The sequence below is a fragment of the Paenibacillus sp. Y660 genome, from assembly GCF_057221575.1.
In genome coordinates, this window is sequence record NZ_JBXBBJ010000020.1 from 70588 (window position 1) to 84810 (window position 14223).

Genomic DNA, 14223 nt, shown 5'->3' on the forward strand with positions numbered 1-14223 from the left:
CCCAATCACCGTGCTCTCGCAGCGCGGTTTTTTTTATATCCGTTTTCATGCTAACGATCTCGTTAACGATGGAAGCGGTATTGGAGCATATGTCGATCAAGACAGGAGTGGAACGCGCCCGCGTTCTATTCCTGTCTTTTTTTATACCCAGAATTAGAGGAGGCACGAAAGATGAATGAAGCATCGTGGAAAAGATTAGAGTTTGACAAGGTAAAGGCAGGAGTAGTGAGCTTCACGGTATCGCCGGCAGGCCGGGTATTGGCTGAACGGCTCGAGCCCAGCACAAAGCAGCGGCAAGTAGAAGCATGGCTGACCGAAACGGAAGAGGCGGCCCATTTGCTTGAAAGCGGAGCTAGTATTCCGTTATCTGCAATGGATGGCATCGACCCTTTTCTCGCGCTGCTCGGAAAAGGACGAATTTATAACGAGCAGGAGCTGGAGCAGCTGTCTATCTGGCTGACGTCTGTTTCACAAATGAAAAAATATATGAACAGCAAGCGTGAAATCGCGCCGACGATAGCGGCGTATGCCGAATCGATGCATGATTGTCCAGCGCTTAGGGAGGAGCTGAACCGCTGCATTCGGTACGGTATATTGACGGATCAAGCTAGCGCAGATCTTGCCTACATTCGCAGACATATCTATGCCTCCGAGGATAAAATTCAGAAAAAGATGGAGCATGCGTTAAACAAATATCGATCTTCCCTGCAGGAGCCAGTCATCAGCAAGCGCCGTGACCGATTTGTAATCGCAGTGAAAAGGGAGCTGCGCAAGCAAGTGCCCGGCACTGTATGGGATGAATCCGCAAGCGGCCAGACGGTGTTCGTCGAGCCTGTTGATGTTGCCGAGCTTCAGGTTGAGCTGCAGCAGTGGAAAGCCGAGGAGGAGCGAGAACGCACCGTCATATTAGCTCGCTTGTCCGAGCTTGCAGAATCGTTCTCCTATGAGCTGCATCGCAACGTAGAGGCGATGGCTTCGTTTGACTTTATTACCGCTCGCGCTAAGCTTTCGCGATCCTATGATGGGAAGAAGATAAATTTATCCGATAAGCCCGTCATTCGTCTCCTTAACGCTCGTCATCCTTTATTAGGCCAAAGCAGCGTGTCCTTGGATGTTGAGCTAGGCTATCGCTGGAAGCAGCTTATTATTACTGGCCCGAATACAGGCGGCAAAACCGTAACCTTAAAAACAATTGGCTTGTTTGTGCTCATGGTGCAATCAGGTCTGCTAGTGCCGGCAGGGAAAGGGAGCGAGGTCGGCATATTCGAGCATGTGATCGCGGATGTGGGTGATGGTCAGAGTTTGGAACAATCGCTCAGCACGTTCTCCTCTCATATTACAGTTCTAAAGGAAATGATGAATGCGGCTGGGCCGCGAGCATTGCTGCTGCTTGATGAGCTGGCTGCCGGGACTGACCCAACCGAAGGGATCGCCCTCTCAATCGCTTTATTGGAGCAGCTGCTAAGTAGAGAGGCGCTCGCTGCGGCTACGACTCATTTTAACGAAATCAAAGCCTTCGCTTCTCGTACGGCAGGCTGTCAAAATGGGAAGATGGCGTTTGACGCAGATACGCTGAGGCCACTCTATCGCTTAGAAATGGGAGAGGCAGGAGAAAGTCATGCTTTCGCAATAGCAAGGCGCTTTGGATTGCCGGAAGTGGTCATGCAGCGTGCGGAGCAGCTGTTAGTGCGGAAGGTGTCTGCTAATTCAACTGAAATGCAGATTGAGTTTCCGGACAATCCGGTGGACGGTCAGTCGTCAACAATGGGATCAAGCGTAGGTCTCAATCATACTAGACCCTTTAAACAAACGGGTGCTAATGATGAAGCTGTTCAGGTCAAAAAAACGGTGAAGCCTTTCGAGAAGGGAGATGCAGTATGGGTTTATCCGTTAAAGAGAATGGGTGTCGTGTATCGACCAGCCGATGAACGAGGGAATGTCATCGTACAGGTACAGGGCCAGAAGCTTACGTTCAACCATAAGCGAATTAAGCTGTATATCGCCAAAACAAAGCTATACCCGGGAGAGGAGTATGATCTGGATATCGTATTTGAATCGGTGGAAAATAGAAAAGCACGCAAGCTGATGAATCGAAAGCACGTGGACGGACTAACGATTGTAACGCCTGAGGAAGATATCTATTAGGGGTCTTCAAGAGGGAAGGAAATCGATAGCAGCAAGAAACAGCCGAGGCAGAATGCCTCGGCTGTTTCATTGTATGTAGTTAATCGCGGCTCTGGATGACAAGCAATGCTCCCTCGCGTATTACAATTTTACCTGTATGCGACAGCAAAACATTACTGATGCCTAGCGACTGGCCAATGTTTAGCTCAGCATCAGTCAGCGGGTATTGGAAGCCGGTCAGCGTAATGCCTTCTACCAGCATCGTGAGCGGGAGCAAAGAAACGTTGGGATAACCAAGCTGTTCGATAGTGAGTTGATCCGTTACAAGTGAAATTTTGTTATGGTTGTCGATAATCGTTGCGCGAGCCTGCTGCTTGGCTGCCAGCGCAAGCAGATGTACATTCGCAAGCGAATGATCAAACCTCGTTCCAAGCGCTCCGAGCATGACAAGCTCACGGGGATGCATATCCAAGGCGAGACGTACCGCCATTTCTGTATCGGTGTAGTTTTTGTCAATAGGATCGCATGCAATCGTTTGACCGCTGTTCCTGCGGATTTCCAGCAGCTCTTCCTCGGAAACCGAATCAAAATCGCCGATTGCAACATCGGGACGGAATCCCTGCGCAATAAGAAAGCGTGCTCCGCTGTCTGCTCCAATGAGCAAATCATCGGCTTTAATATGTTCCAGAGCCCAGGCACCTAACTGGCCGCCTGTGCAAATGACGATGCGTGGCTGCATAAAGATGTATCCTTTCTCCATGGAAAAATCGATTTCAATTTATTAAGTATAAAGCTAATGCTTTAATAAAAACTAGAGGAAACTGAATAATGCTCTTTTAGCTGCCTAAGATTACCCCGAAATTTGTCGTTGCGAAACCGCATCCACCCAGCTAAAATGGTGAAGGAAAGTACCGGCTTGTTGGGCAGGTACATGGACGGGAAGCGAGGAGCTACAGCTGTGAGTATGGACATCTTTGGAATTTTCAGTATTATCGGCACCATTGCATTCGCGGTCAGCGGAGCAATCGTTGCGATGGAAGAAGAGTACGACATACTTGGCGTATTCGTGCTAGGCTTAGTGACGGCGTTTGGGGGCGGTGTAGTACGAAATCTGCTGATCGGCATGCCGGTAACTTCACTTTGGAGCCAGGGCTATTTGCTGAAAATCGCGATTATCGCGATGACGATTGCCTTCGTGCTGCCAGTGGTATGGATTAAGCGGTGGCGGCGGAGTGAAGCTTTTTTTGATGCGATCGGCTTATCGGCCTTTGCGATTCAAGGTGCTCTTTACGCTACGCAGATGAAGCATCCGCTAAGCGCAGTGCTCGTTGCGGCGATGCTAACGGGAATTGGCGGCGGTATAATCCGCGACGTGCTTGCTGGACGAAAGCCGCTTGTGCTTAAGGATGAAATTTATGCGGTATGGGCGATGCTCGCAGGTTTAGTAATCGGACTCGGGTGGATTAAATCAAACTTGGAGCTATTATTTTTATTTGTCGTTATCATCGTCTTCCGCATGCTGTCCGTTTATTACAAGTGGAAGCTGCCGCGTCGCTCGCTTCATATTAATACAGCTGATGAACAGCAGAAGAGAGGCAACTGATGAATGCTCGCATATTGTTCGTTTGTTTAGGCAACATTTGCAGGTCTCCTATGGCAGAAGCGGTTATGCGCCATCAAGTGGAGCAAGCGAAGTTATCGGATCGGATTGAGGTTGATTCAGCAGGAACAGGCGACTGGCATTTGGGGCATCCGCCTCATGAGGGTACGCGGAAGCTGCTCGACCAGCACCAGATCGCGCACCAAGGAATGAAAGCCCGTTTAGTAACGTCTCGTGATTTTGCAGCATTTGATTATATCGTATGTATGGATACGAATAACCTGCGCGATGTGCGGAAGCTGATAAGCGATACGGAAGATGATAGGGAGCATGAACGTCTGTTTGCGTTTATGGAGCTTCTGCCTGATAAAGGAATGACTGATGTGCCAGATCCTTATTACGATGGCAATTTTTCTTTCGTCTTTGAGCTTGTAGAAAACGGCTGCAAGGAGCTGCTTAAGCGGGTTCGAGCGGATATGAATCTTAATTAAAATTTTATATTAGTTAAATAAAAGAAGAAGCTGTCTGCAGTCTCCATTTGGAGCCATCAGACAGCTTCTTCTTTGTTTCTTTACTCAACCTCGATAAAATAGGAAATCGCGCGGTCTAGCTCTTTCTGCCAGAAGCCCCATTGATGCTTGCCGTCCTTCTCTTCATAGAAGATCGTCGCTTGCTTCAGCTCCAAGAGTGCCTTTGCATTGCGGTTCAATGCGACAAAGTCGAAGATGCCGCGATCGGTTTCGTATGCATCTTCCTGCAGTCCAACGATCATGTAGATCGTGAGCCAGCTAAGGTCGCCTGCTGCTGAAATGATATTTTGTGAAACGCCATAATAGGCGCCGGACAAGGACATGACGCGGGTAAAGAGATGGGGGTAGGACAGCGCCAAATGCAAGGAAACAGAGCCGCCTAATGAATCGCCCGCTAACAGCCGATGCTCGGGCTCTTGACGAACGGCATACTTTTCCTCTACGAATGGTATAAGCTCCTCTGCAAAAAAACGAATGTAAGCATCATGCCGGTTGCCGTCAGGGGTATATTCCTCCGTACGAAGCTTTTTGTCCACGTCGACGCCTACGATGATAAAGGGCTCAAGTCCCTCGTCCAAAATCAACCGCGTGGCGGTAGTCGCAATTCTGCCAAAGTTGAAAAAGTCTTCTCCGTCTTGGCAGTACACGACAGGATAGCTAAGCACTTCATTATAGCCAGGCGGAAGAAATATGCGTAAATTGCGAGCCTGCTCGGGCAAATAGCGGCTTGGCACCGTCTCCTTCACAATCGTTCTCTTTAAATATCGGTCATCTGTCATTTCTTTCTCTCCTTATGATTGGAATAGTTGAATGGAATGGTTCTGATGTGGGTAAACAATAGAAAGGCAATCAAGGGAATCGCATCTATTTCTAGCTTGTTGTATTATGCTGTTATACTAAAATATTAAGACTGTAGCATATACAATTTCTTAAGAGAATGATGAGAATCGGCGAAAAAACAACGGTTTTTTTGTTTTTTGCTTTGACCATTTTCTTAAACAGGTTTATAATAATTCTATAACAGAGGTAAATGTTTTTCAAATATTTCGATTGAGGTGAGCGTTCAAAATGAGCAAATTGCCATACGAAGTTCAAACAGAACCGGTTACTCCGCTTTCTGTCTTGTCACTCGAAGGGGAAGTTGTCAACCCGGATTTATTACCGGAATTGTCCGATGATCAATTAAAAGAAGTTATGTACCGCATGGTATTTACCCGTACTTGGGATGAGCGCGCTGTTAACCTTGGACGTCAAGGCAGACTCGGCTTTTATGCGCCAGTATCCGGCCAAGAAGCATCGATGGTCGGCAGCGAATACGCACTGAACAAAGATGATTTCATTTGCCCGGGCTACCGTGACATGCCTCAAATCGTTTGGCACGGCTTGCCGTTGTACCAAGCATTCCTATATTCGCGCGGTCATCAACAAGGCGGAAATATTCCGCAGGATGTACATGTGCTTATGCCGCAAATTATTATCGGCGCACAAATTTTGCATGCTACTGGCGTTGCAATGGCATTTAAGAAAAAGAACGAAAAGCGTGTAGCGATCACTTACACCGGTGATGGCGGTTCGTCGGAAGGCGACTTCTACGAAGGCTTGAACTATGCTGGCGCATACAAGCTGCCAGTTATTTATGTCGTTCAAAACAACGGCTACGCGATTACGACACCTTACGCTAAGCAAACAGGCGCTTTGTCGATTGCACATAAAGCTGTAGCAGCCGGCATCAAGGGCGTTCAAGTAGACGGAATGGACGTGCTTGCCGTTATCAAAGCCGTACAAGAAGCAGCAGAACGCGGCCGCAATGGCGAAGGCGCGACGCTGATCGAGCTCTTGACTTACCGTTTCCGTCCGCACTCTATGGCGGATGATACGTCTAAATACCGTACGAAAGAAGAAGAAGCTGAGTGGGCACTTAAAGATCCGCTCGTTCGTTTCGGCAAATTTATGGAGCAAAAAGGCTTGTGGACGGAAGAGGACACAAACCGCGTGAAAGAAGAAGCAAAAGCTACAGTTAATGAGCACATCAAAAAAGCTGAAGCAGTTGAAAAAATGACTGTAGCAGGCTTGATCGATAGTATGTTCGAAACAACACCGCAATATCTGGAAGAGCAAAAGGCCGATTTTCAATAGTAGAGGAGGATCAGACGATCATGGCTCAAATGAATATGTTGGAAGCAATTCGCGATGCGATGCGCGTAGAACTTAAACGCGATTCAAACGTTGTCATCTTCGGTGAGGACGTAGGTAAGGTCGGCGGTGTATTCCGTGTGACAGAAGGTTTGCAGGATGAGTTTGGTGAAGAACGGGTATTTGATACGCCGCTTGCCGAATCAGCACTAGCAGGTATGGCAGTAGGGATGGGCCTGCAAGGCTTCCGTCCAATCGCCGAAATTCAATTCGTAGGCTTTATATATGAAGCGCTTGACCAAATGTTTGTACAAGCTGCTCGTATGCGTTACCGCTCCGGTGGACGCTACAACTCGCCAATCGTATTCCGTACGCCTTTCGGCGGCGGCGTTAAAGCGGCTGAGCTGCACACGGATTCCCTTGAAGGTCTTGCTATTCAAACACCTGGTATCAAAGTTATCATACCTTCCAATCCTTACGATGCAAAAGGCTTGATGATCTCTGCTATCCGCGACAATGATCCTGTATTCTTCATGGAGCATTTGAACCTGTACCGCGCATTCAAGGCTGAAGTTCCTGAAGGCGAATATACCGTTGAAATCGGCAAAGCGAACGTCGTTCGCGAAGGTACAGACGTAACGATCATTTCATACGGCTTGATGGTTCATACAGCTGTCAAAGCTGCAGAAGAGCTTGAAAAACAAGGCGTGAGTGCAGAAGTTATCGATCTTCGCACACTGCTTCCGCTTGATATCGAAACAATCGTTGCTTCGATCCAAAAAACGAACCGTGCAATCGTCGTTCAAGAAGCACAAAAAACATCCGGCGCAGCAGCTGAAATCATTGCCCAAATCAATGAAAAAGCAATCCTGCACCTAGAAGCGCCAGTACTTCGTGTAGCTGGACCGGATACCGTATATCCGTTTGCTCTAGTAGAGGATGCGTGGCTTCCTTCGGTAGCGCGTATCTCTGCAGCCGTACAAAAAGTACTAAACTTTTAAAGGAGGTTATACGCGGTGGCTAAATTCGAATATCGTTTCCCTGAGCTTGGCGAAGGCTTGCACGAAGGCGAAATCATCAAAGTGCATATCAAAGTCGGCGACACGGTTACAGATGATGACATTATTATGGAAGTTCAAAACGACAAAGCGATCGTTGAGGTACCTTGCCCGGTAAACGGGAAAGTGCTTGAAGTGCTCGTAAAAGACGGTCAAGTTTGCCACATAGGCGAGATCGTTGCGATTATCGATGCGGAAGGCGAATTGCCTGAGCAAGCAGCACCTGCTGCTGAAGCTCCTAAAGCAGAAGCGCCGGCAGCGGCTGCACCTGCAGCAGAAGCGCCAAAAGCGGAAGCGCCTGCTGCACCAGCGGCAACGACAGCTCCAAAAGCAACAGGCGGACTTGTGCTTGCAACGCCTAGCGTTCGCAAATTTGCACGCGAGCAGGGCGTAGACCTGACTCAAGTCGGCGGTACTGGCAAAAACGGACGTATTACTCGTGATGATGTGACTGGCTTTGGCGGCGCTCCAGCAGCAGTTGCTGCAAGCGATGCAGCTCCGGCAGCAGAACAACAAAGCAACACAGAGGTTAAAGCGGAAGCGAAGCCAGCAGCAGCAGCTTCAGGAACGGCTTACCGTCCAGAAGAGCGCGTACCGTTCAAAGGTATCCGCAAAATCATTGCAAATGCAATGTCTAAATCGGTGTATACAGCGCCGCACGTTACGATTATGGATGAGGTTGACGTCACCGAGCTTGTTGCACTTCGTGCCAAATATAAGCCATATGCCGAGAAAAAAGGCTCCAAGCTTACTTATCTGCCGTTCATCGTGAAAGCTCTTGTGGCTGCTTGCCGCGAGTTCCCGATCTTGAACGCTACGCTTGATGAGGCAAACCAAGAAATCGTATTGCGCAAATACTACAATATCGGTATCGCAACAGATACAGATAACGGCCTAATCGTTCCAGTTATCGAAGATGCAGACCGTAAAAACCTGTTCAAAATCGCGGATTCCATCCGTGATCTAGCTGCTCGCGGTCGCGACGGCAAGCTTGCTGCCAACGAGCTGAAAGGCAGCACGATTTCGATCTCGAACATTGGATCTGCAGGCGGTATGTTCTTCACTCCAGTCATCAACTTCCCTGAAGTTGCGATTCTTGGAACAGGCAGAATTACGGAGAAAGCAATCGTTCGCAATGGCGAAATCGTAGCAGCTCCTGTAATGGCTCTTTCACTCAGCTTTGATCACCGCCTCATTGACGGTGCAACAGCACAAAACTTTATGAATTACATCAAAACACTTCTGGGCCAACCAGAATTGTTCATAATGGAGGTATAAGACATGGTCGTAGGTGATGCTTCCCTAGATATTGACACTCTAGTAATTGGTGCGGGCCCTGGCGGTTACGTAGCCGCGATTCGCGCTGCTCAACTTGGTCAAAACGTACTCATCGTGGATAAAGAATATGTAGGCGGCGTATGCTTGAACGTGGGCTGTATTCCATCAAAAGCACTTATTTCCGCATCGCATCAATATGAATCAATCAGCCACGCTTCTGCTTTCGGTATCGAAGTAGGCGAAGCGAAGGTTGATTTCACTAAAGTACAAGAGTTTAAAGCGGGTATCGTCAAAAAATTGACCGGCGGCGTTGCTTCTCTATTGAAAGCAAACAAAGTCCAATATTTCCAAGGCGAAGTGATGTTCATTAACGAAAACGAAGCGCGCGTATTCAACGATCAAGAAGCGCCGCGCTACCGTTTCAAAAACTGTATTATCGCTACTGGCTCACGCCCAATCGAGCTTAAAGCATTCCCTTACGGCGGCCGCATCGTATCGTCGACAGGCGCATTGTCCTTGCCGGAAATTCCGAAGAGCCTCGTTGTAATCGGCGGCGGCTACATCGGTATCGAGCTCGGTCAAATGTACTCGAAATTCGGTACTAAAGTAACCGTAATCGAAGGCTCCGACGCTATTTTGCCGGGCTTTGACAAAGATATGTCATCCATCGTTGCTAAGAAACTAAAAAGCACGAAAGTGGATATCATTACTGGCGCACAAGCAAAAGGCGCTGAGCAAACGGATAAAGACGTTACGGTAACGTATACCGTTGGCGACAAAGAAGAAAAAGTAACAGCTGATTACTTGCTTGTAACGGTTGGACGCCGTCCTAATACCGATGGCGAGCTTGGCCTTGACCTAATCAACGTGAAGCTGTCCGATCGCGGCCTAGTTGAAGTTGATGAGCAATGCCGTACGAACATTCCGCACATCTATGCGATTGGCGACATCATTGCTGGACCTGCGCTTGCGCACAAAGCGATGTATGAGGGCCGTATTGCTGCGGAAGCAATCTCGGGTCAATCAAGCGTTATCGATTATAAATGTGTTCCAGCCGTATGCTTCTCTGATCCAGAATGCGCAAGCGTTGGTCTCAGTGAGAAGGAAGCAAAAGACAAAGGCCATAACGTAAAAGTCGGCAAATTCCCGTTCGCGATCAATGGACGTGCAATGTCGCTTAACGCTAACGAAGGCTTTGTTAAACTCGTATCCGACGCAGACTCCGGTCTAGTGCTCGGTGCGCAAATTATTGGCCTTGAGGCATCCAATATGATCGCTGAGCTTGCTCTTGCAATCGAAATGGGTGCTACGCTTGAAGATATCGCGCTTACGATTCACGCGCATCCTACGCTTGGTGAGATCGTGCTTGATGCAGCTGAAGTTGCACTAGGCCATCCAATACACACGTTTATCAAATAAATCGCACTAAATGTATCGTTTAGCGCTATTAGAGGTCACGCGGCTTACCAGCCGGCGGGGCCTCTTTGCGCATCAAGAGCTACCAATCGAAAATTAGGGGGCATACGCAAGCATGGAACAAACGACGAAGCTGGCAAGCGAATCAAGAACGATTATGACGCAGCTCATTTTCCCTTTGGACACCAACCATTTCGATACGATGTTCGGCGGCAAAGTGATGGAGTATATGGATAAGGTAGCAGCAATTGCAGCTATGCGGCATGCTCGCATGCAGTCTGTAACCGCTTCGACGGACAGCCTTGATTTTGTGGCGCCAATTCGGGTAGGGGAAGTCATTGAGGTTGAGGCATTCGTTTCTTGGACGAATCGGAGCTCCATGGAAGTGTACGTGTCTGTACAATCGGAGAACTTATTTACCGCTGTTCGCAAAACGACAGTTACCGCTTTTTTTACATTCGTTGCACTTGATGAGAAAGGCAAGCCCGCCGTCGTCCCGACCGTCATTCCGGAAACGGAAGAGGAGAAGCGGCTTCATGCATCGGCGCCTGAGAGGCATGCGCTCAGAAAGAAACGAAAGCAGGACAGACAACGCGGATAATGATATAATTAGTTGTTATTTTTCTGATTTTTGTTTCTTGATTGGGGGGCGATAACGATATGAGCAACAGCGAGACAACTTATTTGCAATTGTTGAAATACGTTCTAGAGAACGGAATGAAAAAAGAAGACCGTACGGGTACTGGTACGATTTCGACGTTTGGCTATCAAATGCGCTTTGACCTAAGCGAGGGATTTCCTTTGCTAACGACCAAACGCGTGCCGTTTCGGTTAATTGCCAGTGAGCTTATTTGGTTTATACAAGGGGATACGAACATCCGTTATCTTCTTCAGCACAATAATAACATTTGGAACGAGTGGGCGTTCAAAAGATGGATCGAAAGTGCGTCTTATACGGGACCTGATATGACGAATTTTGGTCTTCGGTCGCAATCGGATGCAGATTTCGCCAAAGTCTATGACGAGCAGATGGAACTCTTCAAGCAGCGGATATTGACTGATGATTCATTTGCGGCGGAATTTGGAGAGCTTGGCAATGTGTACGGCAAGCAGTGGCGGGACTGGAAGACTACCCAAGGCAGCACCATCGATCAGCTCAAGGACGTTGTTGAGACGATCAAAAAAAATCCGGATTCAAGGAGACTGATCGTCTCCGCTTGGAATTCAGAGGATGTGCCAAGCATGGCGCTGCCTCCTTGCCATACGATGTTTCAGTTTTACGTGACTAACGGCAAGCTGTCCTGCCAGCTGTATCAACGCAGTGCGGATATTTTTCTAGGTATTCCATTCAATATCGCAAGCTATGCTTTATTAACCCATATGATAGCTCATGAGTGCGGCCTTGAGGCAGGCGAGTTCATCCATACGCTTGGCGATGCCCATATTTATACGAATCATTTGGACCAAATCAACATTCAGCTTAGCCGAGAACCAAAGGCTTTGCCGAAGCTGAAGCTTAACGCTGACAAAAAAACGATCTTCGATTTTGCAGTAGAGGATTTGACCATTGAAGATTACGAGCCGCATCCGTCTATAAAAGCTCCGGTAGCCGTGTAGCGGATCTAAGCTGTTCGAGAGATAGAGAGGAGTTTGCGCTATGACAATTACGTTAATTGCTGCAATGGATCGCAATCGTACCATTGGTATAGGAAATAAGCTGCCGTGGCGCCTGCCTGCTGAAATGGCCTATTTCAAAAGGATGACACTCGGGAAGACGGTGTTAATGGGTCGCAAAACGTTTGAATCGCTTCCTAAGCCTCTTGTTGACCGTCGGAATGTCGTACTGACGCGCCAGCAAAATTTTCAGCCAGAGGGCTGTGAAATCGTTCATTCAGTTGAGGAAGCGCTTGAGCTTTGCAAAAATGATGAGCTGATGGTAATAGGAGGCGCACATATTTATGCACAAATGCTGCCTTATGCGGATACGATATTGCTGACGGAAGTAGATACGATCATTGAAGGCGGCGATGCGTTCTTTCCAGCGTTCTCTGAGTTGCAGTGGCAGATCATGGAAAGCGATAGCAAGGCCAGCGACGAAAAGAATCGATATGCTTTTACGTTTCAAACGTTCAAACGGCGTGAAATGTAGCTTTTTTCGCTAGACACGAACATTTGACGAACGATATGTCATAAAGTGCAAATGATTGTACGGATAATCCATTAACGACGTTAGGACTTGGATGCTAGGATGTTTAAAAATAGCAATCGAGTGCTTTAGACAAAATATTCGTTTTTGAGAAAGTTTAATATTGAATATTTGACGGATTCCCGATATAGTTTGAAAGAGAATCGTAACAGTGGTTAACGGGAAATATGGATGGAGGAATTGCGATCATGTCTACACCTACTGGTTTTATGGAATATCAGCGCGAATTGCCGGCCGATCGCGACCCGCTAGAGCGCATTAAAGACTGGCAAGAGTTTCATAAGCATTTTTCGGATGAGCAGCTAAAGACGCAGGGAGCTCGCTGCATGGATTGTGGTACGCCATATTGCCATACAGGAATTGAACTTGCAGGCTCTGTTTCGGGTTGTCCGGTCAACAATCTGATTCCCGAGTGGAATAACTTGATCTATCGCGGGTTGTGGCGCGAAGCGCTTGAGCGTCTGCATAAAACGAACAACTTCCCTGAGTTTACAGGCCGCATTTGTCCTGCGCCTTGCGAAGGATCTTGTACCGTTGGCCTAATCGGTGATGCGGTTACGATCAAAACGATCGAACAAGCCATTATTGATCGCGGCTTCGACGAGGGCTGGGTTGTTCCTCAGCCTCCGAAAGTACGCACAGGCAAGCGTATTGCTGTAGTAGGCTCTGGACCTGCCGGCATGGCTACCGCAGCTCAGCTTAACAAAGCGGGGCATACGGTAACGGTATACGAGCGCGCAGACCGCATTGGCGGCTTGCTCACTTACGGCATTCCTACCATGAAGCTTGAGAAGCATGTCGTTCAGCGCCGCGTTGATTTGATGGCAGCTGAAGGCGTTGAGTTTGTTGTCAATACGGAAATCGGCAAAGACATTACAGCGAATGAGCTTGTTGAAAAATTTGACGCAGTTGTACTTTGCGGCGGTTCGACTAGAGCGCGTGACGTTGAAATGGAAGGCCGTGATTTGAACGGCGTTCACATGGCTATGGACTACTTGAATGGCACGATCAAAAGCTATTTGGATTCCAACCTTGAGGACGGCAAATATATTTCCGCTAAAGACAAGGACGTTATCGTAATTGGCGGCGGCGATACAGGTACGGACTGCGTGGCTACTGCACTGCGTCATGGCTGCAAATCGGTTACGCAATTCGGTACGCATGCGAAAGCTCCGCTTGTTCGCGACAGCATAAACAACCCTTGGCCGCAATTCCCGAATGTGTACACGCTTGATTACGCGCAAGAGGAAGCGAAAGCACTATTTGGTGAAGACCCTCGGGCATTCTCCGTACTGACGAAGAAATTTGTCGGCGACGGCAATGGCAACCTGAAAGAGCTCCATACGGTTCAAATTGAGCGTACAGTAGATGAGACTGGACGTAAAATATATAGCGAAATTCCAGGAACGGAAAAAGTATGGCCTGCGGATCTCGTTTTCATCGCAGTAGGCTTTGAAGGTCCTGAAACGACGTTGATCGAGCAGCTTGGCCTTGCACAAGACCGCCGCACGAACGTGAAAGCAACTTACGGCAAATATACGACAAACGTTGACAAAGTATTCGCAGCAGGCGATATGCGTCGCGGTCAAAGCTTGGTAGTATGGGCAATTAACGAAGGTCGCGAAGCAGCCCGTGAGGTAGATAAGTATTTGATGGGTACTTCAATGCTTCCTTAATGAACGATAACAGGTTAATAGGATAGAAGAGAAGCGCCCTCGGGCGCTTTTCTTGCTGTGGAACACATTCGTTTATTAGAATAGCCTCTCGGAATTAGATGGGGGATTCCAGTGGTGATGCCAGAATAGTTATGAAATGGCGCTGGAAAATATGGAAGATGAAAACCAGTTTCAAAAAAGGCCAGACTCCACCAATTTTCCA

13 protein-coding genes are annotated in these 14223 nt (G+C 48.1%); 11 read left to right on the forward strand and 2 right to left on the reverse strand.

Features of this window, described 5'->3' with window-relative positions; translation table 11 throughout:
* Positions 1 to 171 precede the first annotated feature (171 nt).
* On the forward strand, positions 172 to 2145 hold the full coding sequence (locus tag AC2TDN_RS19890; protein ID WP_484689947.1) for an endonuclease MutS2: 1974 nt from the start codon (positions 172 to 174) through the stop codon (positions 2143 to 2145).
* 79 nt (positions 2146 to 2224) lie between these two features.
* Here AC2TDN_RS19890 and AC2TDN_RS19895 read toward each other — a convergent pair whose 3' ends face one another.
* Positions 2225 to 2863, reverse strand: coding sequence for a thiamine diphosphokinase (locus AC2TDN_RS19895; RefSeq protein WP_484689948.1), 639 nt, complete (start codon positions 2861 to 2863; stop codon positions 2225 to 2227).
* Positions 2864 to 3088: 225 nt separating this feature from the next.
* Here AC2TDN_RS19895 and AC2TDN_RS19900 point away from each other — a divergent pair, with 225 nt between their 5' ends.
* Complete coding sequence (locus AC2TDN_RS19900) at positions 3089 to 3727, forward strand: trimeric intracellular cation channel family protein (RefSeq protein ID WP_482065983.1); 639 nt, start codon at positions 3089 to 3091, stop codon at positions 3725 to 3727.
* A complete protein-coding gene (locus tag AC2TDN_RS19905; RefSeq protein ID WP_484689949.1) occupies positions 3727 to 4215 on the forward strand; it encodes a low molecular weight protein-tyrosine-phosphatase in 489 nt (162 codons plus the stop codon). Before AC2TDN_RS19900 ends, AC2TDN_RS19905 begins: the two co-directional genes overlap by 1 nt.
* A gap of 80 nt (positions 4216 to 4295) precedes the next feature.
* Here the strand turns inward: AC2TDN_RS19905 and AC2TDN_RS19910 are convergent, their stop codons facing one another.
* A complete protein-coding gene (locus AC2TDN_RS19910) occupies positions 4296 to 5033 on the reverse strand; it encodes an alpha/beta hydrolase (RefSeq protein ID WP_484689950.1) in 738 nt (245 codons plus the stop codon).
* A gap of 289 nt (positions 5034 to 5322) precedes the next feature.
* Here AC2TDN_RS19910 and pdhA point away from each other — a divergent pair, with 289 nt between their 5' ends.
* The 8 genes from pdhA to AC2TDN_RS19950 all read left to right on the forward strand — a co-directional run bounded on the left by pdhA (position 5323) and on the right by AC2TDN_RS19950 (position 14021).
* Positions 5323 to 6390, forward strand: a complete 1068-nt coding sequence (pdhA, locus tag AC2TDN_RS19915; protein WP_484689951.1) for a pyruvate dehydrogenase (acetyl-transferring) E1 component subunit alpha — start codon at positions 5323 to 5325, stop codon at positions 6388 to 6390.
* A gap of 20 nt (positions 6391 to 6410) precedes the next feature.
* On the forward strand, positions 6411 to 7388 hold the full coding sequence (locus tag AC2TDN_RS19920; protein WP_484689952.1) for an alpha-ketoacid dehydrogenase subunit beta: 978 nt from the start codon (positions 6411 to 6413) through the stop codon (positions 7386 to 7388).
* A gap of 15 nt (positions 7389 to 7403) precedes the next feature.
* Positions 7404 to 8723 carry a dihydrolipoamide acetyltransferase family protein gene (locus AC2TDN_RS19925; protein WP_484689953.1) on the forward strand — a complete coding sequence of 440 codons (1320 nt, stop codon included), beginning with the start codon at positions 7404 to 7406 and terminating at the stop codon, positions 8721 to 8723.
* Between the two features lie 3 nt (positions 8724 to 8726).
* Positions 8727 to 10142 carry a dihydrolipoyl dehydrogenase gene (lpdA, locus tag AC2TDN_RS19930; protein WP_482065833.1) on the forward strand — a complete coding sequence of 472 codons (1416 nt, stop codon included), beginning with the start codon at positions 8727 to 8729 and terminating at the stop codon, positions 10140 to 10142.
* Between the two features lie 112 nt (positions 10143 to 10254).
* Entirely contained in the window at positions 10255 to 10740 is a 486-nt protein-coding gene (locus AC2TDN_RS19935; RefSeq protein ID WP_484689954.1) for an acyl-CoA thioesterase, read from the forward strand.
* A 59-nt stretch (positions 10741 to 10799) separates the two neighbouring features.
* A complete protein-coding gene (locus tag AC2TDN_RS19940) occupies positions 10800 to 11756 on the forward strand; it encodes a thymidylate synthase (protein WP_484689955.1) in 957 nt (318 codons plus the stop codon).
* Positions 11757 to 11796: 40 nt separating this feature from the next.
* The gene (locus AC2TDN_RS19945; protein WP_482065836.1) at positions 11797 to 12288 is read left to right on the forward strand and encodes a dihydrofolate reductase; all 492 of its coding nucleotides are present in this window, start codon (positions 11797 to 11799) and stop codon (positions 12286 to 12288) included.
* Between the two features lie 245 nt (positions 12289 to 12533).
* Positions 12534 to 14021, forward strand: coding sequence for a glutamate synthase subunit beta (locus tag AC2TDN_RS19950; protein WP_484689956.1), 1488 nt, complete (start codon positions 12534 to 12536; stop codon positions 14019 to 14021).
* Positions 14022 to 14223 lie beyond the last annotated feature (202 nt).